Genomic DNA, 21,314 nt, shown 5'->3' with positions numbered 1-21,314 from the left:
ATTTCCTTTCAAGATTTTATTGATTTAACGGAAAGATATTTTTATGCTTAAATTTTTTACACTTAAATTATAGCAAAAAAACAGGGTATTATATATAAGTAACACAAAAATATTTAGGGTGAGGTGAGGATATGGAATTCAAAGGATATAAAATTGAGCAAGAGAATAACAAGGTCATTGTTGAGAAAGTAATGGATTTTGACCCGGTCCATGTATTTGACTGCGGACAGTGTTTCAGGTGGATAAGGCAACCGGACGGAAGTTATACGGGGGTTGCATATGGCAGGGCTGTAAACGTAAAGTACCGGGACGGGGTTTTGGAATTGTCAAACGCCGATATAGAGGATTTTAAGGATATATGGTTTGACTATTTTGATTTGGGAAGGGATTACTCATACATTAAAGAGAAAGTAATGAAAGATGAGATAATGAAGGAAGCGGTAGAGTTTGGCTCGGGGATAAGGCTTCTTAAGCAGAACATATGGGAGACCTTGATATCTTTTATTATTTCCGCCAACAACAGGATACCCAGAATAATGAAAACCGTGAATGAAATATCCCGGTTTTATGGCCGCGAAGTAGAAATGAACGGTGAAAAGTATTATGCATTTCCCTCTGTTGAGGAACTTTCCCGTGCGGCTTTGGAAGAGTTGGAGCGTACCGGAGCGGGATTTAGGTGCAAATACATAATGAATGCCGCAAAGATGGTTTATGAGGGACAAATAAGCCTTGAGGACGTTTGCTCAATGGATACCGTTGAGGCAAGAAACCATCTTATGAAATTTCAGGGAGTGGGTCCTAAGGTTGCAGACTGTACGCTGTTGTACAGCGGTGCAAAATATGATGTATTTCCCACTGACGTCTGGGTAAAAAGAGTGATGGAGGAACTGTATTTTAAAAGGGAGGCAAGCTTTGGCCAAATACAGGAATTTGCCCGGGATTATTTTGGAGAATATGCAGGATTTGCCCAGCAGTATCTCTTTTACTATGCTCGGGAAAACAAAATTGGTGCAAAATAGAAGGTAGAATTACTTTGAGAGTTCAAATTGTAAAACTAATTATAATTTTGATTTATTAAGCATTTAATAGTTTAATAATAATATCCTCGACTCAACAGCTTTAAAAGAGTGTTGTATTGTTTGTTTTTTTGAACACCCCAATGATATAATGAATTTGCAAGAAAACCTATTAGAAACTATAGCCTGAAATGTTCGGAGTATCCTATAATTTTGAACCTACAGTGACATAAGGGAGTTTGGAGTTTGGAAGCATGATGTCAGGCCGCAAGTTAATTCCGACATATATCTTTAGATATGTGCAACGGCAGCGGAAGGCTGAGGCTTTCAACAGGACACCCACCTAGCTTGGGCTAGGTGTCAAAATATAGGTGAACGGCATTTTGGGTACAAATAATAATAGAGGGCCTCTGGCAAAACCAGGGGCCCTTTATCGTGTTAATATTTGCTTTTACATACCTCTTCCCGGGATAATAGCATCGATTATACCGTAAATCAATGCACCGATTACAGCACCGAGTATAGTAACGCTGTATCCAGCGACAAAAAACTGAGTGATATATATTATTACGGCTGCGAGTATAAAGCCGGTGACTCCTCTTCCAAATGGCGTAGCATTTATACCGAGGAACTTTAATGCAACATAGTCAAGTGCTGCAAGAACAATTGCACCTAAAATAAGCGGCCAGAAACCTGTTATTGAAAAGCCCGGGGTTAGAGCTGCAGTGACTGCAAGTACAACTGCTCCTACTACCAGCCTTATGAGGAAATGGACTATACCAACACCCTCAGCCCTGGCATCGTTAAAATTTGCCATAAATTCACATCCTTTCTTCTTAATTTTAGTATTATTGCATTGAATTACTTAAATTTCGGTGGACAAATTTATATTTTGCTTTATCATTTATATTATGAATTAATAACATTATAATTATTCAAACCGGGCAAACTATAGTATGTATATCAATGGAATCGGAAGCGGTGAAAATTGACGAAAAATAAGAAATTGCTGTATTTACTTCGAGTGATATATTTGGTAAAATTGACTTGACAAATTTATATAAGTGAAAGATAGTGATTGAGTAGAGTATCCTATAGAAGATGGAGCCATCCTGATAAGAGAGGAACTGCCTTTGGCTGAGAGCAGTTCGTAAGGTAATGGGTAGGAGAAGTGCACTCAAGAATCGGAAAACCGAACCCTGTGTGCGGCATTTAAAATGTTTGCAATTTCGCCATGGGCAAGTAGGTTTTCACGGTAGAAGCGCCGTTATGCAAAACGAGATGGAGTATTCCAATTAGAGTGGAACCGCGATTTACCTCGCCTCTATGTTTTATAGGGCGGGGTTTTAATTTGGCCTCTTGGAATGAAATGAAAGAGGCAAAAGCGAAGGGACTCGATGTCCCGGGCTTTTATTTAGCCTCTTGGAATGAAATGAAAGAGGCAAAAGCGAAGGGACTCGATGTCCCGAGCTTTTATTTATTTATTTATTTGTACAGGCATAGAACTGTTATATAAATACTATTATATAATTTGAGTTTATGTGGTAAGTATAAATCATATTGATCAATTATTCGGGATGTGAGGAGTAAAATGTTTAAGCAGCTTATAGAGGATGCAAAATCGATTGCCCAAAGGGATCCGGCGGCAACAAGCGTGCTGGAAGTTATCTTTTTATACTCAGGATTTCATGCAGTTTGTTTCCACAGGATTGCCCACTGGTTTTACAACAAGAATATGCGTTTTATTGCCAGATTTATTTCACAGATGAGCAGATTCTTGACGGGTATCGAAATACATCCCGGGGCAAAAATCGGCAAAGGACTGTTTATAGACCATGGCATGGGCGTGGTCATAGGAGAGACAGCCGAGGTAGGAGACAATTGTACAATTTACCACAATGTTACCCTTGGGGGAACAGGCAAGGATAAGGGAAAGAGACATCCCACCATAGGAAATAATGTGCTTATAAGTACAGGAGCAAAGGTACTGGGGCCGTTCAAAGTGGGGGATAATTCACGTATTGGAGCCAATGCTGTGGTTTTAAGTGAGGTTGAGCCGAATACCACAGTGGTTGGAGTGCCGGGAAGAGCAGTTAGAAGGGAGATCAGAAGATAGTACCATCTATTGAGTTAGACCAAATACATATTCCGGACCCGGTTGCTCAAGAGTTGTGCAGGTTAAAGCAGAGACTTGAGAGCTTGGAGAAGGAGCTTTTGGAGATACGGGGAGGCGAACCTGAAGGTATGAAAACGAATCCTGTGTCTTACGGGATGGTTGAAGAATGCGAATTGGAAATGGGAAAGGAGATAACAGATGATGAGACTTTATAACACTTTGACTCGGAGAAAGGAAGAATTTCACCCTATTGATGAAAAGGAAGTGAAAATGTATTCATGCGGGCCTACGGTTTACAACTATTTCCACATAGGAAATGCCCGTCCGTTCATTATATTCGATACTTTAAGGAGATACCTTGAATACAAGGGTTATAACGTGAAGTTTGTGCAAAATTTCACCGACATAGACGACAAAATGATAAAGAGGGCAAATGAGGAAGGTATAACGGTAAAAGAACTGGCAGACAAGTTTATAAACGAGTATTTTGTGGATGCCCGGAGACTTGGAATAAAGGAAGCCACCATACATCCAAGGGCAACGGAAAACATAGATGCAATAATTGAGATGATTAAAAAGCTCGAAGAGAAGGGTTTTGCATATAATGTGGATGGAGACGTGTATTTCAGCGCCAAAAGATTTGAAGAATACGGAAAACTGTCCCATCAGTCGTTGGAGGATTTGGAGCTTGGCTCAAGAATAGACGTGAACGAAAGAAAAAAGGATCCTATGGATTTTGCGCTGTGGAAGGCTCAGAAACCGGGAGAGCCAGCCTGGGACAGTCCATGGGGAAAGGGAAGGCCTGGTTGGCATATTGAATGCTCTGCTATGGCAAACAGGTATCTTGGAGAGACAATAGACGTCCACAGCGGGGGGCAGGACTTGGTATTTCCCCACCACGACAATGAGATTGCCAGAGTGAAGCTGCAAACGGCAAGCCTTTTGCACGGTATTGGCTTCACAATGGTTTCATAAACGTAGACGGCGAAAAAATGGCAAAATCAAAGGGCAATTTCTTTACGGTAAGAGATATTGCAAAAACCTTTGACTATGAAGTAATAAGGTTCTTTATGCTTTCCGCCCATTACAGAAGTCCGATAAATTTCAGTGCCGAGCTTCTTGAACAGGCGAAAAACGGGCTTGAGAGGATATACAACTGCATTGACAATCTCGAGTACCTGAAAGAGCATGCACAGGTTGATAAGATGACAGAAAGTGAGAGGGAGCTTGAAAAAAGGCTTCTTGAGATTAAGGCAAAATTCATTGAAGCATGGATGACGATATCAATACGGCAGATGCTATTGCTGCGGTTTTTGATATTGTAAAAGAGGTTAATACCAATGTAAACGCAAATTCCAATCCCTCAAAAGAAATCATCGACTACTCCCATTCACTGATAAAAGAGTTGGGAGGAGTGCTGGGGATTGCGCAAAAGAGCAGGCAGAAGAGTATCGACAGTGAAATTCAGGAGCTTATTGACAGGAGGCAGCAGGCAAGGAAGGAAAAAGATTGGAAGACGGCTGATGAAATCAGAGATAAGCTGAAAGAAATGGGAATAATACTTGAGGACACTCCACAGGGAGTAAAATGGACAATAAAACAGTAATGAATAATAAAAATAGCGGGCTGTTTAAGAGGCAGCCTGCATTTGTTATTTGGCTTCTTGGAATGAAATGAAAGAGGCAAAAGCTAAGGGACTCGATGTCCCGAGCTTTTGTTATTGCATATTTCCTATTTGCTTTATGGCTACTTTCACATTTACTTCGGTTTTGACATCGGGAAAAATATTATCCCACTTGTCTTTGATTTTTGCCCAGTACGAAGGCTGCTTGGTTCTCATAGCAGTGCTAAAATGAAAAACATCCATATCCATGTTCTGCATTTTTTCTATTGTTTCGATACACTGATCTTTTATTGATTTTTCAAAAGCCTTTTCGGCTTTTTCTATAAATTCTTGGTCAATTTTGTCGGTGAGCGGGTGATTTACGCCCTCTGAATAATTTCCTTTAATATTTATGTCTATTTTGAAAGTGATATCATCCCCTTGGACTATAGGTGTAATTTTGGTTTTTGCTTTGATTATTTCAAGGCTCATTACATCGTTTTCAGAATCATGCTCATCTGTGACAAAATCTGAAGTCAAAACGCCGCCTAGAAATACATTGTGCATTAGCTTAAGAACTTCCACATCCTTACCGTCTGCCCATCCAATCATTTTGTCATCTTTAAACAAAGCGGCACCTTTGTTCATTATCTCAAACTCGGTTACTTCTATGGCGGGAAGGTGGAAGTCTTCTTTGGAATATATGGCTTGAACAGCTTGGCCAAGGTCAGTCCAATGTATAATCTCTGCATTTACTCTGGCACTTCTTGGCATTTTGGCAAGATATATGGAAGCATAGTCTTCAATCCTTGGAATAACATCAAGTACTTTCTTTGCACTTCCCTGTGCTATAAATAATTTTGTTCTGCTTCTCATTTCAGGATCCCGTATAAAGAAATCAAGAATATTTCTGAGGCCTTTTCTTGCAACGTTTTCCGAAATGATAATGACCTGAAGATGCTCGTAGTAAGGTATTAAATTTATTCTTGTCGCAATAGAACGGTTTATTTCTATAAAGGAGTTGCCTACCTGAGTGATGTCCCATGTTTTGAGTGTGCTGGGTTCTGAAGCACCTCCCGATAGGATGTTGGGAAGTGAGGCATGCTTTATAATAGGTATCTGAATGGTCATGGCATAAGAAGGAATGCCGGCATTAACCTCTGTGCTGGATTCAAACATTCTTTCTTGCTCGTTTTCCAGAATATTTTCTTCATTTTTGAGGCCTTGAGGCAGAGGGGGATATTCATCGATAGCAATGCCGATTACATAAGCCCGGTCTTCTATGTTTATAGAATCCCAGCATCCGGTAAGTAAAATAATCAAACTGCAAATTATAATCAGTTCTGCTTTACTTTTTCGATTCATTTTTGGCTTTTCTCCTTCTGTTTATTATAGTAAGTAAAAGCAATAACGGCACAAGGCCGAAGCCAAATACGGCAGCAAAAGAATCGGATACATCTGTAAAAGTGATAACTTGTATCTGACTTTTAGTGAATTGAGTAATGGCAAACAGCAGGGGTATGTGAGCATAAGCAACATACTTTTCGAGTTTCGGTTTTATATTGAAAAGTTTGCACAAATTTTTTACGGATGCAAAAGTGTAAGCTCCGACGGATGTAAACACTGCAGGTATCCAGATTAATACCATGAAAGCTTCAAGTCTTTCAAAAAAACTGCCTCCCACTTCTATTGCCTTGGACAAAAATAGAGTTGGGAAAATAAGTTTTTGCAGAAATTCCGGAACAAAAACCAGAGTTGTTGCAAGGGTTAGAAGAATATATAAAATTGAGGAAATACAAAATCCAATACAGAACCATTTAAGTACTTTTTGGGTTCATTCACATATTTCATCACATAGGAGAAGGAACCGAAGGCGGATATCGCACCGTAAGCGGGCAAGCCTCCTTTGAGAATATTGGGTACATTACCATAGATTATCGGCATGATATTTGTTTTCTGAAACTCTAAAGTGGACATTGCAATAAGGAGGATCAAGCTTATCAGAAAAAAAGGATACAGTATGTCTGTTACGCTTGCGATTACAGTAATTCCTTTTGCCACAACAGATACAATAACTATTATCAATAGAAGAGATATCACAGATATAGGAGTCCGATCCAATAGAAAAATTTTTAGGGCAAAGGAGAAGACCTTTAGTGACAATCCGATATCAATAATAATATATACTGTAATAGGTATAAGAAGGAGCCTTCCTACCCAATTGCCGCCCTGGTGAAGTATAATTTCTGCAAAGTCAAGGCCTGGATTCAGCCTTACCAGACTGTATAGAAGAATTGCGGAAAATACTCCTATTATTATGCCGAGAATCATTGAAATCCAGGCATCTTCCTTTGCGATTGCGGATAAATTTCGTTGTATTGTAAGTATATTTACACTCATCATGGTAGAAGAAATTATTGGCATCATTTGTACCGGTAGAAGCTTGTCATTTTCCATTTTTAGATCTCTCCTTTCTTTTGGTATCGGATGTTGAATGGAGATATTCCGGGCGGCCTTTCAGCACCGATGGGGGCAAGATAACTATGGAGTCCTTCCAGTCTTTGAATCTGTATGGAGTGATGGGCTCCATAAATCCTATTCCAAAGCTTTTTAAGGAGCACATGTATCCCAGCAGGTACAAAATTCCCAAGGATATTCCGAATGCTCCCAAAATGGCTGCCAATATCATAAATGCCACTCTCAAGACCCTGGCTGCAAGGCTTAGACTGTAATTGGGTATTGCAAAGGATGAAATTGCCGTTAACGATATAATAATGACCATAATGGGGCTTATAAGGCCGGCTTGTACTGAGGCCTGTCCTATTACCAAACCTCCTATAATTGAAACGGTTTGGCCTACGACTTTTGGGAGTCTGATTCCGGCTTCTTGCAAAATCTCAAGGGTTATTACCATAATGAGAGCTTCAAAAAAAGCAGGAAGCGGCACTCCAAGCCTTGCCCCGGTTATGGAAATAAGCAAAGTAGTGGGAAGCATGCCCGGATGAAAAGATGTAATGGCTATATATAGTGCAGGCAGAAAAACGGTAATTAATAAAGAAACATACCTTATAGCCGTTATGACGCTGCCAATAAACCATTTTTCATAGTAATCGTCAGGACTCTGCATAAGGCATGTCAAAGTCACCGGAGCAAGGAGCATACCCCGGGAGTTGTCAAATATTACCCCCACCTTTCCCTCTAAAAGGCTTGATACTGCTTTGTCGGGCCTTTCAGTCCAATGCATAAGGGGGAAGATTGAAAAAGGCCTGTCTGAAATAAGCTGCAAAAGTTGTTCACAGCTAACTATATCATAATCCTTAACAGAGATTAATTTCTTTTTTACTTCTTTGGCAATTTTGTCGTTAACAGTTCCTTTGATATAAATCAAGGCGGCATTATTGTTGGTTTCTTTGCCAATATTGATAATGTCGACACAGAGTTTGGGATTTTTTACTCTTTTTCTTATCAAGGCCAAATTATCCTTAAGGCTTTCACAAAAGCCTTCGTTAGGGCCTTTGACAGAGGGCTCGGTTTGAGGTTCGTCAATGCTGCGTTTCGGCAAATCCTGCGTATTTATTATAAGCCCTTTGTCAGAGCCTTCGATGAATAATAAGGTTTTTCCGTCAAGGATCCCCATGGCCATTTCATTATTTGTGTACACTTCTTCTATAACGTCTCCATATAACATATAGTCTTTTATAATTTCAAGTATTGTATCCGGATCATTGCTTAAAGGCCATTCGAAGGAATTGGACATTATCGGTTTTATTATATGGTCTTGAACCATATATTCATCTACTAAATTATCAATAAATATTATGGCAATATTCACATTTTTGCCGCCCACCTTAAATCTTCTATCCCTTACATCCTTGCTGTTGTTCATGTAATTTTTCAAAGTATCTATTTTATAGTCAATACTTTTAATGGAATCTACGTTTTTCTTGTTGCCTGTTTTTTTCCTGTATAGAGACATGATAAATTATCCCTACTTTCATAAATGTTTCATAAATGGTCTTCAATTTATTATTACCTTTTTTATGATTGTTATGAAAACTAGGGAAAAGAACTTTAAGTTTTATATTTACTACATTAATGGAATATTATATAATGTATTAATCCAATTTATTAAATATTTTTATTTGAAAAAGGTTGTTTGGATGATTTCGGATTTTTTCAATAAGATGACAGGTGAATTCAATTATAAGCCAGATGAAGTAAGACAGCTGTCACCTCTGGTGCTAGCGTACATAGGTGACGCCGTTTATGAGGTTTTTATCCGCACAATGCTTGTGACAGAAGGAAACGTGCCGGTACACGTTCTCCACAAACGTTCTATTGCTTATGTCAAGGCCAAGGCGCAATCGGATGTTATTCACAGGATAATGCCTTTTTTGACGGAGGAGGAACTTGGCGTTGTGCGCAGGGGAAGGAATGCCAAATCGGCCACAGTTCCGAAAAATGCGGATGTTTCGGAATACAGGTATGCTACCGGTTTTGAATCTTTGATAGGTTTTCTTTATTTAAAGAAAGACTATGAGCGGCTGATGGATATATTGCGAATGGCTATTGTGAAAGATTGACATAATTTGTGATATTTTTCCGTGAAATGCAAGGGAGAAGTGGGCTAAAACTCAAATTTTTTGAGAAAAATAAAAGAAGCTTGCATTTTACGTACTTAAAATCAAGCTTTTCAACGAATTTATAATTATGAGGGAAGGTTACAAAAGATTATGGGCAATATTGGGAAGAAGGATTATGAGAAGGGTAAGCCGTTACGGCGAACAGATATAAAACTAAGCGACAGAGAAGAAGAGAAGGATGATACAGTAGGGGACCTCGACAAGATTGAAGGGCGTAATTCCGTATTTGAGGCGATAAAATCCGGCAGGACGATAAACAAGATTTTAGTCCAAAAAGGCGAAAAAGAAGGCTCAATAAGGAACATAATTGCAATGGCAAGGGAGAAAGGCATAGTAGTTCAGGAAACGGATAAGTCAAATCTTGATAAAATTTCCGCTACTCATGCACATCAAGGTATAATTGCCTATGTTGCTTTCAAAGATTATGTTGAGGTTGATGATATACTGGAGATTGCCCGGTCCAAGGGAGAAGATCCTTATATTATAATTTTGGACGGCATTACCGATGCATATAATCTGGGCTCCATATTAAGGACTGCCGATGCGGTTGGCGCCCACGGGGTAATTATACCCAAAAGACGGGCAATAGGCCTTAATGCTGCAGTTTCAAAGGCTTCGGCGGGTGCGATAGAATATGTTCCCGTGGCACGGGTGACAAATATTTCGCAGACAATAGAATATTTGAAGAAGAAAAATGTATGGGTTGTCGGGACCGACCTTTCCGGAGAAAAGTCTTTTTTTGAGTCCGATTTAAAAGGGCCTTTGGCTCTTGTTATCGGAAGTGAGGGAGAAGGAATGGGAAGGCTGGTTGCCGAAAAGTGTGATTTTATAGTTAATATTCCTATGCAGGGAAAAATATCGTCCTTGAATGCAGCAGTTGCAGGGGCTATAATTATGTATGAGATACGAAGGCAAAGAAATTTTTAATATAAATTTAAAAATTCTTGTACAAAAGAAAATGAAACTGCCGATAACTATATATAGAGGTTTGTATATGAGAATTCAATAGGTAATAGAATCGGGCTTTCGGCTAGGGCTATGTGGGGTTGAAACGGTTGCGGTTATATTGGACATAAACTCTGGCTTATTTCAATAGCTTGATAGGTCCAAAAGTGTCGAATTATTGCGGGATTTTGAGCTTGACAAGCTCAAGGGAGTTTATATATAATCGCCGTAGGTTGCCTTGCTGTTTACCGCGCGTTCTATTAGTCTGTTCTATATACCAAGCCTTAAATTTTATAGTTTTGACATTAGTCAAGGGGGCGATATTTTGAAGTCGAATGCGCAAATTGATTCAGTAAAAACTTTTAGCACTATGAACGATGAAGAAATAATTGAAGATAGCAGAGCCGGTGATGACAGGGCCCTCGAATATTTAATCAATAAGTATAAAGGTTTTGTTCGTGCAAAAGCAAGAACTTATTTTCTTATCGGGGCTGATCGCGAAGATATCATTCAGGAAGGAATGATTGGCCTCTACAAAGCCATAAGGGATTTTAGAAAGGACAAGCTTTCTTCTTTCCGTGCTTTTGCGGAGCTCTGTATAACAAGGCAGATCATAACCGCTATAAAGACTGCCACCCGGCAAAAACACATACCTTTAAATTCGTATGTCTCACTCAACAAGCCTATTTTTGATGAGGAATCGGACCGTACCCTTATGGACATTATCAGTGAGGAAAGCATAAACGATCCGGAAGAAATGGTTATAAACAGAGAAGAGTTTTCGGGGATTGAGGCAAAAATGGGTGAGATTCTAAGTGGCCTGGAGTGTGAAGTGCTTACTTCTTACCTGCAAGGGAAGTCTTACCAGGAAATTGCTGTTGAGTTGGACAGGCATGTAAAGTCGATAGACAATGCGCTACAGAGAGTAAAACGCAAATTAGAAAAATATCTCGAAGAATCTAGGACATAATTTGATTTAATTGATGTTTTTTGACTGGACTATTTTAAATAATAGTGGTATAATTCTTCTTGCTTTGCGAAATTAATATTCTTAAGCGGGTGTAATTCAATGGTAGAATATCAGCTTCCCAAGCTGACTGCGTGGGTTCGATTCCCATCACCCGCTCCATCGGAGTGTTTTATATGCCCTCATAGCTCAGTAGGCAGAGCGCATCCATGGTAAGGATGAGGTCACCAGTTCGATTCTGGTTGAGGGCTCCAGTTAAAAAGTCCTTCAAATACTTGGTTTAGAGTGTTTGGAGGTTTTTTGTTTGTGTCTTTATTGATAATTTTTGGAGGAACTTTATGAGAGCAAAGCATGTTACGGGTAACTCACACGAATAATATACGAAGAAGCAATAATTTATTTTGCAGCTCCTGTATCTACTATGATAGGAGTTGTTTTTAGTAGCTTAGAAAAATAGCATCTAAGTAAACTTGATATTGTTTGATAAAAAGAATATAATGTAGGTAATATTTAACACTAGGAGAATATACTATGGATTATATTACTGCTCAAGAAGCTGCCGACAAGTGGGGTATATCTAAAAAGCGTTTACAGATATTATTCTAAATGGTCGTATTATTGGTGCAGTGAAAAAGTTAACTTTTGGCTGACACCAGCAAATGTTAGAAAGTCTGTAGATACCCGAAGTTTAAGATGTAATTCTGATAGTAGGGGGACGGTCTTAGTTGTGTAAATATAGTGAGTATATAAAAAAGCCGTATTGGGTCGACCTAAAGCACCTGTTGGAAGTAAGCAAGAATTTTCGAATGTTTTCTGAAAAGATGAACATCGATCTTTGTGATGAGTATTTTGATTTAAATTCTCTTAGAAATTACTATAGAATTGATAAACATAGAGCCTTAGATTTGATTGATGAATTAGCCATAAGAGGGTTTACATTCCGATCTAATAAATCTTCTACCATATTGCCCAGTATGGTTCCCTCTGAACCAATAATGTGCATTTTATCAACATCAGAAAACGATTCATTTAGGCGTATTAATTTTGCCAGCCTTGGTTTGGGTAATTTCGTAGAAAGGTTTTCTGTAGCATCTGATGGTTTTTTTGATGGAATACTTATACAATATTTTAGTCATCTGAATAAATCAATAAATATTCGTTTGGTAGAAACTGTTTTTACTGAAAATGGATTTATAATAAAGCCGGCTGAAAGCATAAAATCAAGTAATGCTGTAAATGATGAGTGTGAGAAAGCCAAATCCGATGAACTTATTATAAAAGTGTTTTCTGACGGTATATTCAACAATTTCAGAGATTATTGCAATTCAAACGGATTAGTATATATTAGTGATTTAAAAGGCTTCAATTTTGAAGCTTTAGGTAGTTTAAGAGGGTTTGGAGCTACAAGGATACGAAAAATAATTGAAAGGTATAAAGCATTTACTGAAAAGACAAGCAATCTTTTTGAACAACAGGATATTTGGAGAGACAAATCTATTAACCAGCACATAGGTGAAGTTTTGATTGATATAGCATTTTCAGATAATTATTATAGAATTTTTAGAAATTTCTGTGCAGATAGAGGTTTTACCAAGGTTTCAGATCTTTGGGGCTTTGATTTTGACTCATTAATTGATGTAGATGGGCTGGGAATTGGGAAAATTAGAGCCATCAAAGAGCGGTATCAGGAAATAATTCAGGCTGAAGACAGCATAGATTCCGGTGATTTTAACGAGCAGCAAAATGACGGGCATCAGTTCAATATCCATAATGACTTTATTGATGTTGATATTGAACTGGCCTTTGATGATAATGTCCTTGCATATATGAAAGAAAAAGGTATTGAACGAATTGGAGATTTAATCAAAATAAAAAATGGAGAGTTACGATATATTCAGGGAATCGGACAAAAGCGTTTAAATGATTTAACTGCTGAAATAAAATTATTTGAAAATAACTTAGATACCTATATACAGACTACTTTTGCGGAGCTTTCAAAACATGAAGGCTATGATATATATAGAAGGCGAGTTTTAGAAAAGAAAACTTTAGAACAGATAGGAAAAGAGCAGAATGTAACTCGTGAATGGATTAGACAGAAAGAAGTTAAAACTACTATGAGAATAGGGAGGATGCTTTCAATTGTTGAAGCATCTCTAAACAACCGTAACTATTTTGATGGTAAATCAGTACTAAAGTTTGAAGATCTGGTTTCAATGTTTGGATCATATGAAAATGCACTTTTAATAAAAGACTATATAGCGGACAAGGGACTGCGTCATATCTCTTATTTTGAGGATATGGATATTTTTCTTGTAAATATGAAAGTAGATGTCGTACAGACAAAGCTTGACGAAATATTGGAATCAATTGGTGATGTTTTTAATTTCTATGACAAAATGCTTGAAATAGAAGAATTACTGTTAGAAAAAGGAATCCAATTTATAGATATTTTCGCATTTGAAGAATATTTGAACAGGAAGAAATACAAAAAATATAATGACTATTATTCAAAGAATAGGCTTACCGGAGAATATTTATCCAGTTTAATTGTAGAAAAGTTTTTTCCAAACGGTTTAACTTATAACCCGGAAAGCATGCAAAAAGTCAAAGATTTAATGGTTTCGGAATATGGGCTTAAAGAGTATGCTGAAAAGAATGACAGAAATGTTTGGGTTGCATTGGGAAGAGAGAATGCTAACTGTATCTTATGGGGAAGTAATACGCGTGTACATATAAATAACGTAAAAATAGAGGATGAGTTACTTCGCGAAATTAAGACGATGATTGATACAAATTTAGAAAATAGTACCTCAATTTCTGTGGACTTTGTTTATAACCAATTTCGAAGCAAATTAGATATAGAGAGCAATGTTAAGGATAAATTTGCGCTTTATGGAGTACTGAAATACTATTTTAAAGATGACTATGCTTTCAAAAAGTATCTTATAAAAAAACAGGATGCAGAGAAGTTAACAATACAGCAGATGTTAGAAGAATTTATAATTGCTAGTGGCGGGAGAGTTACAGTAAAAGAAACAAACGAAAAGTTTAAGTGGACACAGGTAATGCTTAATACAGCTATTAATTTTAATAAAAATATACTTTCTTGGAATGACGGTAAAGAGCTTATACATGCTTCAATTTTAAATTTAAGTGATGATTTTATATCGAAGCTATATGAAAAAATTAGTGACAGTTTTGTTGATGGGTATACAAATGCTTATATGATATTAAAAAAAGCAGCGGTGCTACTGATGAAAAATGGAATTAATGATGAAGTATCTGTTTTTTCACTTGCAAAGTATTTATATAGTGACAGATTATTTTTTAGCAGACGTCCTCATATACTTCTAGAACCTACTAAAGAGCAGTTTACATCCAATCAATTGATATTGAGAATGTTTGAGAAAAAATCGATTATTAGTTATGAAGAACTAAAATCAACCTTAATGGATATTTATAGGTTTAGTGAATTGATGGCTGGAAATATTATTATGAAATCTAGAAGTGATATGTTCCAACTCCATATGGATCAATATTGTCTTCTTAAAGATGTAATTATTACTCACGAGGATATTAATTTGGTAAAAACTGAAACTGAACTTCTTTTTAAGAATAAAAACTACATTACACTTACTGAGTTTGAGGCATTCAATTTAAATCAGCGTTATATACAGGTAAAGGATTTAAAGATAGAATGGAACCGATTTGTGGTAAAAGCTATTATTGAGCACTTCTTCAAAAAGGATTATAGAATCATAATGAGAAAAGGTGCAGATTACAAATTTGATAAAATTATTATAGTAAAATATGATTCGGAAATCAGTACACTGGAAGAGTTGATGGTGCAAATTCTGGAAAATGAATTTACGGATAAAGGAAATATGACGCTTAGAAGAGTGGAAAGTTTCTTCGTTCAAAAGGATATTATATATCAAAAAATACCGGAGGAGTTTTTTAAGTTATCATGCATCAATATTGATGAGTTTGGAAGAATTAATATTTTGAAAGAGTGGGCAAAATGAGATTTAGAGACATGAACATTAAATTAATATATGATACATCTCAAACAAGTATAATTGATGAACTTATTGTTCCTTTATTAAATAATAGTAAAACATATTATAGGGGAGTGGGCTATTTTTCGTCTGCATGGATTAAACTTGTTACAAAGGGATTAAGAGGTATTGTTGAAAATGGGGGTAAGATTCATATACTTACTTCTCCTCAGCTATCTCATGAATATTGGGATGCAATTATAAATGGTGAAAAAGCCAAAGTAGATGATGTATTATATCGATCCATAAAAAGTACTATTGATAAAGATTTTGATGTAGTAACTAAAAGGGAATCTCTTAATCTTTTTTCATGGTTAATTGCAGATGATATAATTAACCTTAAATTTGTTGTATGTAAAAATATCCTGGGTAATTATCATGATAAAATTGCAATATTTGAGGATTTTTATGGGGATAGGGTGTGTTTGCATGGATCATTAAATGACTCTTTACAATCAACATATAATGGCGAAAGTGTATCTGTGTTTAGAAGCTGGATTAGCGGTCAAGAGGATTATTTAAATGAACACTATTCTAATTTTATGCGACTGTCAAATGGGGAAAACGCTTTTTTCAAGATCTACGGAGTACCAGAAATGCTAAAAGAAGAATTTAGAAAATACCAAGTTGGAACCCGCCCATATCATCTACCAAAGGAAACTAAGAAGAAAATAAAACTGCCGGGTTATATTTCAAATCTTAATAATTATCAAGAAGAGGCTATCGGTAAGTTAATAGATAATGATTGGAAAGGTATATTTGAAATGGCTACCGGTACAGGTAAAACTATTACAGCAATAGAAGCTGCAAGAAGTTACTATGATGCCAACACTAAGTTGGCTTTGATTATTGTAGTACCCTTTGCTCACCTAATAACTCAATGGGAAAAAGTTCTGAAGGATTTTGGATTTTGGATTTTGGATTTTGGAACGTTATTTGCTGTTATAAAAGTACTAAGATATGGTTTGACTCTGCGAATAGGAATTTAAAAAATTATAATGCCGGATTACAGGACATTTTATGCTTTGTAACAACATATAAAACCGCATCCTCCGATGAATTTATATCATTAGTTTCAAAAGTCAGAAAACATGCCTTTCTTATTGCAGATGAATGTCATTATATAGGTAGTGGAAAGTATAGCAAAATTATGCTTGAATCAATTAACAACAGACTTGGATTGTCTGCTACTCCGGACAGATGGTTTGATGATGATGGAACAAAAAGGCTTCGGAGTTACTTTCATGGAACGGTATTTGAATATGGATTGAAAGAAGCAATTTTAAATAATTATTTGACAAGATATGAGTATGTACCGGTAGTAGTCCATTTAGACAGTGAGGAGTTGGAAGAGTATGTAAATTTGACTAAGAAAATCAGTAAATTACGCTGTTTGAATGATGAAGTCGAGCGTGGCTCAACACTTGAACGTTTATTAATAAAACGTTCATTGTTAATCTCAAAAGCTAGTAGCAAAAAGAACAAGCTAATTGAGTTGCTAAAAAAACAGCGGGAAGATGGAGATGTGTCCCATACTTTAGTTTATTGTGCAGCAGGTGAGAATAAAGATACAATTAAAAGTATATCTGATTTAAATATAAAAGTTCACGATTTTGTTTATGATGTACCTGAAAAGATAGAGAAGAAATACTTAATATGTTTGACAAGGGTGATATAGAAATTCTTGTTGCAATAAAATGTTTAGATGAAGGGGTTGATATTCCTAGTACACAGACTGCATACTTTCTAGCGAGTACTTCAAATCCGAGGGAGTTTGTTCAGAGGAGGGGAAGGATATTGAGAAAATATAAAGATAAAAGAAAAGCGCGAATATTTGATTTTTTAGTTCTTCCTCCTTTAAATCTCGATTTTCAGGACGAGAGTTATGAGAAAGCATATAGAAGCTTAATATTTAGAGAGATACCAAGGTTTGCGGAGTTTGCTGATAATGCAGAAAACAAGTATTTTGCAAGGGAGTCAATAAGGCCATATTTAAAAGAGTTTGACCTTGAATATCTTATGGACATGCTTCCGCACGAGATATATAATGAACTGAAAACTTTTTCAGGAGATAATAGCTAAGGAGATGAAAATAATGAGCAGTGTTAATCAGGAACTATATAAGGAGATTGAAAACAGAGCTTCAGGAACTTTGAAAAACATCGCAATTGAAATTCTTAATCAACTTAGTGATGGTTTTGCTTCTGAAGAGAGAATTAAAGATGAAATACGTCGAAAGGTAGACTTAGCGGTGAGGGAGGAAACAAAATGAAATTGTTAGAGCTTAAGGTAAAAGATTTTAGACAGTTTTATGGGGAGCAAAGCATTCGGTTTTCAAATGGTGAACAGAATATTACCGTTATACTTGGTGAAAACGGTAATGGGAAACCGGGATTTTTAGAGCTATAGTTTTTTGCTTGTTTAATGAAAAAAATTCTTCCTAAAGACCGTGAAGAAAAATCTTATGCTCATAACAAAATACACTTGGTCAATCTAAACAGACTGAAGGAAAATGTAAATCAGCCGGTAGAAGCCAGTGTTGAATTAATATTTGAAAACAGAGGTTATAAATATACTTTAACTCGCAGTATTTATGATATGATTGATTCTACGGGGAATATTGAGTCGGATATTGAAATGGAAGTTAAACTAACTATTCAAGATTCAAGTGGGAATGTAGTACCACCTGTTTTAACAAAAGATTCTGAGGTGCGAGGGAAAATAAATAATATTATCAATGAACGAGTCAAAGATTTGTTCTTTTTTGATGGAGATAAAATTGAAGCTCTTTCAACAACAAATGATGCCTCAAGAGAAGAAGTAAAAAATGGTATAATGAAACTTCTTCAAATTGATATTTTGGAAAGAGCAATTTTTATATTAGATAAGCTTAAAAAGGAGCAAAAGAGTATAATAAAGAAAAATGCAAATACGAAACTAATGGCAGAGGAAGAAGCATTGGAGCAAATTAATTTAGAGGTTTTAGATTGTAAAGAACAGCTCGATGCTAAGAAATCTCAATTAGAAAAGATTAGGAATGAAATTTCAAATTTAGAACGACAACAGGAAGAAAATGAAGCAATAAAGGAACTGTTTTCCAAGCGAAATGCTATTCTTGATAGTATAAGCAAAACCAATACTATTCTTTCAGGTATAAAGGCTAATATAAGAGAATTACTTAATAAGAAAGGACATAGTCTACTTATTGAAGATACACTTTATAAATCGAGGAGCTTTATAGAACAAGAGGAAAAGGAAAAAGGATTTCATAGTGGGATAACTATTGATCTTCTTGATGAAATTTTGGTTTCCAAAGAGTGTATAGTATGCGGTAACAAATTTGACGGAAATGAAAATGCATATTTGAGAGTACTTGAACTTAAAAAGAGATTTAATAAAATGCAACTTTCCGACTTCATACGTGACTTCAAAAGAAATGTTACAGAATCCCTTGAATTTGGAGAAGAGATTGATGCTAATATTCAAAGGTTACTATCAGAGTATAATGAATATATGAATGAACTGGAACAGTTACAGAAAAAGCTTGAAGCAATTAACTCAGAGAAAAGCAGGTTTAGTCAGACAGAGGAAAAGTTAAGAGGTGTTGAAAATAGCTTAAACGCTTGTAAAAGGGATGAAGAAGAATACTTAAAAGCTATTGCAGTTTTGGAGAATAGGCTGGAGAGATTAAATAAGAATGTTTTGGAAAAAGAAGAAATGCTTCGTGCATTACGGAAAGAAGATGAACGCTTAAAACTAGATAATTGCAAATTGGAGTATTATGAAAGTATTGCTTCCTTATTTGAAGGAATCCGTGATTCATATAGTTCAAAGATGCGGTCTAAACTCTCTGCTGAAGCAACAGATATTTTTAATATGCTTATTTCAGAGAAAGACAAGAAGGTTATAAGCCAAATCATTATTAATGAGAATTATGAAATTCAGGCTAGAGGCTGGAATGACATCTCTATATTTAGAGATATTTCTTCCGGTCAAAAGCAAATGTTATCCTTAGCTTTTGTATCAGCATTAGCAAAAGTTGCTTCCAATAATAATTCGGTTATAGATATGCCTTTATTTATGGATACTCCTTTTGCAAAACTTGATGGCAATAATCGAGATAGTCTAATTACTTTTATGCCATCCCCGACCTCACAATGGATTTTATTAGTAACCGATACAGAGTTTGCTCGAGGAGAAGTCAGAAAAATGACAGAAACAGGACGTTGGGGTGTATTCTATAAACTTAACAAGATTGCTGATGGATATACAAAAATTGAAGAAGTTGATGATATTAACAGTTTTGTTGCTAGTAGATAGGAGGTGCCTGTATGGTTAAGTATACTGCAATTAAAGAGAAGGACAGCTATAAAGTGGACATAAGTAAGTGTTTTGAGGATATATACGATGCACTTGCATCAGAAAAGAGTACAAAGCTATTTGACAATAAAATTAGCCTTTTTGTTTTTTCGGCTGCCGTTGGTTATAAACATAATAATCCAAAGGATATACTGCAAAAGAGTGATAATGCAATACACTGCCAGCCTATATCTGAAAGGCAACTTGCTACGATCTTTTCAATAATTGTAAATGATGTTACAATTGGTAAGAATTTTGAAACTTTATTGATGATGATTTTCTATCTAAAGGGTTAAAGCTGGTAGAGAAATATGCTCAGGGGGGAATGGAAATCCTTTGCGAAAAGGTTTTTGATTCAAATTGGAATGGAAAGACTTTGGCAAGGGAGTATAAGGAATATGATGTAGATCTATTAAGGTTTATATATGAAGAAAGGATGGTTGCTCCATTTTAAAAAACTGTCAGGGAACTATATTGATTTGAAAAGAAAAATTAAGGAGTATAAATGGGACCATGAGTAAATTCTGTAATCTGATATAGTTTTGACTTGTTGTGGATAAAAGTATTTCGGTAATGCAAATAATTCTGTGTATCGAAATTTTCGTAATCCTTCTTAGCAAGCAATTTTGAATTTTGAAGTTTACAGAATATTACCTTAAATCATTTCTGTATTATATATTATTGCCAGTTTTGCCGAGTTTTATACATAAATTTGATTCAATTTGGCCATAATTGATTATAATAGGGTATTCTGTCCTTTTTCTCACCGCTTTTAATTTTGTGAGGTCTAGCTCGTCCGGCGATGAGGACGAGCCCTTGAGGGCGGTGGGGATGAATGCTTTTAAATGTAGTTCTCTATTCTACCCGGATACTGAATCATTAGTTGGCTGAGTACCCTATCCCAGTTCTTATACCGTTGTGTCCACTTCTTTAACACATTCATTGACGTCAAATACAGCATCTTTTCTAGTGAGTTATCACTTGGAAACATCGTTTTCGTTTTTGTGACTTTGCGATACTGTCGATGCAATCCTTCAATGATGTTAGTGGTGTAAATTATCCTCCTTATTTCCTCAGGAAATTTGAAGAATGGGCTTATCACATCCCAGTTATTTTCCCAACTTCGTATGGCATATGGGTATTCCTTTCCCCACTTGTTCTTGAGTTCACAAAACTTTTCTAATGCTACTTCTTCGTTAATCGCTCGATATACTTCCTTAAAGTCATTACTAAAAGCTTTTATGTCCTTGAATGATACATATTTAAAGGAATTTCGTAGTTGATGTATTATGCAGCGATGTACTTCGGCCTTTGGATGTGCCGCATTAATCGCTTCTTTTATACCTGTCAGTCCATCAACGCAAAATATTAGCACATCCTGTATGTTAATGCTACTCTAAAATTGGTTCTTTCCAAAGTTAGTTGAATAACCTCATTTTTTCGAGCCGGAGAATTTTGGTTTTTAATGTTTCAAAACTACAACGGCCATACATAATTCGTTTTATTACCTTCAGTTTATTAATGCACCCTTCTACAAGCCCATTACTATATTCATATTTTATCGCATTCCTTACAGCCTCCATATCTCGTTCAATCCCATTTAT

18 protein-coding genes, 2 tRNA genes, 1 other RNA gene and 4 pseudogenes are annotated in these 21,314 nt (G+C 36.1%); 19 read left to right on the top strand and 6 right to left on the bottom strand.

Annotated elements, in window-relative coordinates:
• The first annotated feature begins 131 nt into the window (after nucleotides 1-131).
• Nucleotides 132-1,019 (top strand): DNA-3-methyladenine glycosylase family protein, encoded by an 888-nt coding sequence (locus JCM21531_RS10615; RefSeq protein WP_038289690.1) that lies wholly within the window; start codon nucleotides 132-134, stop codon nucleotides 1,017-1,019.
• 177 nt (nucleotides 1,020-1,196) lie between these two features.
• Nucleotides 1,197-1,410: non-coding RNA, 6S RNA (gene ssrS / locus JCM21531_RS17765), on the top strand.
• Between the two features lie 57 nt (nucleotides 1,411-1,467).
• Here ssrS and JCM21531_RS10610 read toward each other — a convergent pair.
• Nucleotides 1,468-1,833 carry a phage holin family protein gene (locus JCM21531_RS10610; protein ID WP_038289687.1) on the bottom strand — a complete coding sequence of 122 codons (366 nt, stop codon included), beginning with the start codon at nucleotides 1,831-1,833 and terminating at the stop codon, nucleotides 1,468-1,470.
• Nucleotides 1,834-2,367: 534 nt separating this feature from the next.
• Here JCM21531_RS10610 and JCM21531_RS18945 point away from each other — a divergent pair.
• The 3 genes and pseudogenes from JCM21531_RS18945 to cysS all read left to right on the top strand — a co-directional run bounded on the left by JCM21531_RS18945 (nucleotide 2,368) and on the right by cysS (nucleotide 4,738).
• Nucleotides 2,368-2,532, top strand: a complete 165-nt coding sequence (locus JCM21531_RS18945; RefSeq protein ID WP_162149313.1) for a hypothetical protein — start codon at nucleotides 2,368-2,370, stop codon at nucleotides 2,530-2,532.
• 75 nt (nucleotides 2,533-2,607) lie between these two features.
• Nucleotides 2,608-3,347: pseudogene (epsC, locus tag JCM21531_RS10605) on the top strand (serine O-acetyltransferase EpsC).
• Nucleotides 3,334-4,738, top strand: a pseudogene (gene cysS, locus JCM21531_RS10600) (cysteine--tRNA ligase). The pseudogenes epsC and cysS overlap by 14 nt, the downstream one beginning before the upstream one ends.
• A 111-nt stretch (nucleotides 4,739-4,849) precedes the next feature.
• Here the strand turns inward: cysS and JCM21531_RS10595 are convergent.
• From JCM21531_RS10595 to JCM21531_RS10585, 3 genes and pseudogenes are all read right to left on the bottom strand, one after another.
• Nucleotides 4,850-6,100 carry a Ger(x)C family spore germination protein gene (locus JCM21531_RS10595; RefSeq protein WP_038289684.1) on the bottom strand — a complete coding sequence of 417 codons (1,251 nt, stop codon included), beginning with the start codon at nucleotides 6,098-6,100 and terminating at the stop codon, nucleotides 4,850-4,852.
• Nucleotides 6,084-7,135: pseudogene (locus JCM21531_RS10590) on the bottom strand (GerAB/ArcD/ProY family transporter). The gene JCM21531_RS10595 and the pseudogene JCM21531_RS10590 overlap by 17 nt, the downstream one beginning before the upstream one ends.
• A gap of 46 nt (nucleotides 7,136-7,181) precedes the next feature.
• Nucleotides 7,182-8,711, bottom strand: a complete 1,530-nt coding sequence (locus tag JCM21531_RS10585; RefSeq protein ID WP_038289681.1) for a spore germination protein — start codon at nucleotides 8,709-8,711, stop codon at nucleotides 7,182-7,184.
• 184 nt (nucleotides 8,712-8,895) lie between these two features.
• On the opposite strand from JCM21531_RS10585, the gene JCM21531_RS10580 reads away from it, so the two are divergent.
• The 14 genes from JCM21531_RS10580 to JCM21531_RS23785 all read left to right on the top strand — a co-directional run bounded on the left by JCM21531_RS10580 (nucleotide 8,896) and on the right by JCM21531_RS23785 (nucleotide 20,164).
• Nucleotides 8,896-9,318 (top strand): Mini-ribonuclease 3, encoded by a 423-nt coding sequence (locus JCM21531_RS10580; RefSeq protein WP_038289717.1) that lies wholly within the window; start codon nucleotides 8,896-8,898, stop codon nucleotides 9,316-9,318.
• Between the two features lie 150 nt (nucleotides 9,319-9,468).
• Entirely contained in the window at nucleotides 9,469-10,305 is an 837-nt protein-coding gene (gene rlmB / locus JCM21531_RS10575; protein WP_038289678.1) for a 23S rRNA (guanosine(2251)-2'-O)-methyltransferase RlmB, read from the top strand.
• Nucleotides 10,306-10,648: 343 nt separating this feature from the next.
• Nucleotides 10,649-11,293, top strand: coding sequence for an RNA polymerase sporulation sigma factor SigH (sigH, locus tag JCM21531_RS10570; RefSeq protein ID WP_038289674.1), 645 nt, complete (start codon nucleotides 10,649-10,651; stop codon nucleotides 11,291-11,293).
• An 85-nt stretch (nucleotides 11,294-11,378) separates the two neighbouring features.
• Nucleotides 11,379-11,452: transfer RNA gene (locus JCM21531_RS10565), tRNA-Gly, on the top strand.
• A gap of 16 nt (nucleotides 11,453-11,468) precedes the next feature.
• Nucleotides 11,469-11,544: transfer RNA gene (locus tag JCM21531_RS10560), tRNA-Thr, on the top strand.
• Between the two features lie 552 nt (nucleotides 11,545-12,096).
• Nucleotides 12,097-15,318 (top strand): hypothetical protein, encoded by a 3,222-nt coding sequence (locus JCM21531_RS10555; RefSeq protein WP_162149312.1) that lies wholly within the window; start codon nucleotides 12,097-12,099, stop codon nucleotides 15,316-15,318.
• Complete coding sequence (locus JCM21531_RS23790; RefSeq protein ID WP_054847065.1) at nucleotides 15,315-16,340, top strand: DEAD/DEAH box helicase family protein; 1,026 nt, start codon at nucleotides 15,315-15,317, stop codon at nucleotides 16,338-16,340. The genes JCM21531_RS10555 and JCM21531_RS23790 overlap by 4 nt, the downstream gene beginning before the upstream one ends.
• The gene (locus JCM21531_RS17755; RefSeq protein WP_117407251.1) at nucleotides 16,232-17,029 is read left to right on the top strand and encodes a DEAD/DEAH box helicase; all 798 of its coding nucleotides are present in this window, start codon (nucleotides 16,232-16,234) and stop codon (nucleotides 17,027-17,029) included. Before JCM21531_RS23790 ends, JCM21531_RS17755 begins: the two co-directional genes overlap by 109 nt.
• Nucleotides 17,008-17,433, top strand: coding sequence for a helicase-related protein (locus tag JCM21531_RS17750; protein ID WP_054847063.1), 426 nt, complete (start codon nucleotides 17,008-17,010; stop codon nucleotides 17,431-17,433). Before JCM21531_RS17755 ends, JCM21531_RS17750 begins: the two co-directional genes overlap by 22 nt.
• Before the next feature lie 13 nt (nucleotides 17,434-17,446).
• The gene (locus tag JCM21531_RS18940; protein ID WP_157833667.1) at nucleotides 17,447-17,623 is read left to right on the top strand and encodes a hypothetical protein; all 177 of its coding nucleotides are present in this window, start codon (nucleotides 17,447-17,449) and stop codon (nucleotides 17,621-17,623) included.
• Nucleotides 17,620-17,760 carry an AAA family ATPase gene (locus JCM21531_RS18660; RefSeq protein ID WP_117407250.1) on the top strand — a complete coding sequence of 47 codons (141 nt, stop codon included), beginning with the start codon at nucleotides 17,620-17,622 and terminating at the stop codon, nucleotides 17,758-17,760. The genes JCM21531_RS18940 and JCM21531_RS18660 overlap by 4 nt, the downstream gene beginning before the upstream one ends.
• Nucleotides 17,761-17,775: 15 nt before the next feature.
• The gene (locus tag JCM21531_RS10545) at nucleotides 17,776-19,671 is read left to right on the top strand and encodes a hypothetical protein (protein WP_038289668.1); all 1,896 of its coding nucleotides are present in this window, start codon (nucleotides 17,776-17,778) and stop codon (nucleotides 19,669-19,671) included.
• Nucleotides 19,672-19,682: 11 nt separating this feature from the next.
• Nucleotides 19,683-20,006, top strand: coding sequence for a hypothetical protein (locus JCM21531_RS10540; protein ID WP_038289665.1), 324 nt, complete (start codon nucleotides 19,683-19,685; stop codon nucleotides 20,004-20,006).
• Between the two features lie 29 nt (nucleotides 20,007-20,035).
• The gene (locus JCM21531_RS23785; RefSeq protein ID WP_279379035.1) at nucleotides 20,036-20,164 is read left to right on the top strand and encodes a hypothetical protein; all 129 of its coding nucleotides are present in this window, start codon (nucleotides 20,036-20,038) and stop codon (nucleotides 20,162-20,164) included.
• A gap of 387 nt (nucleotides 20,165-20,551) precedes the next feature.
• On the opposite strand, the pseudogene JCM21531_RS10535 reads toward JCM21531_RS23785, so the two are convergent.
• Both JCM21531_RS10535 and JCM21531_RS10530 read right to left on the bottom strand, forming a co-directional pair.
• Nucleotides 20,552-21,094, bottom strand: a pseudogene (locus tag JCM21531_RS10535) (IS256 family transposase); the annotation flags it as partial.
• A 34-nt stretch (nucleotides 21,095-21,128) separates the two neighbouring features.
• The coding region (locus JCM21531_RS10530) for an ISL3 family transposase (RefSeq protein ID WP_038289662.1) at nucleotides 21,129-21,314 on the bottom strand (186 nt) is incomplete at its 5' end.

The organism is Acetivibrio straminisolvens JCM 21531 (assembly GCF_000521465.1).
Classification (GTDB): domain Bacteria; phylum Bacillota; class Clostridia; order Acetivibrionales; family Acetivibrionaceae; genus Hungateiclostridium; species Hungateiclostridium straminisolvens.
The sequence above is the reverse complement of the archived record's forward strand: the minus strand, read 5'-3'. Positions and strand labels throughout refer to the sequence as shown.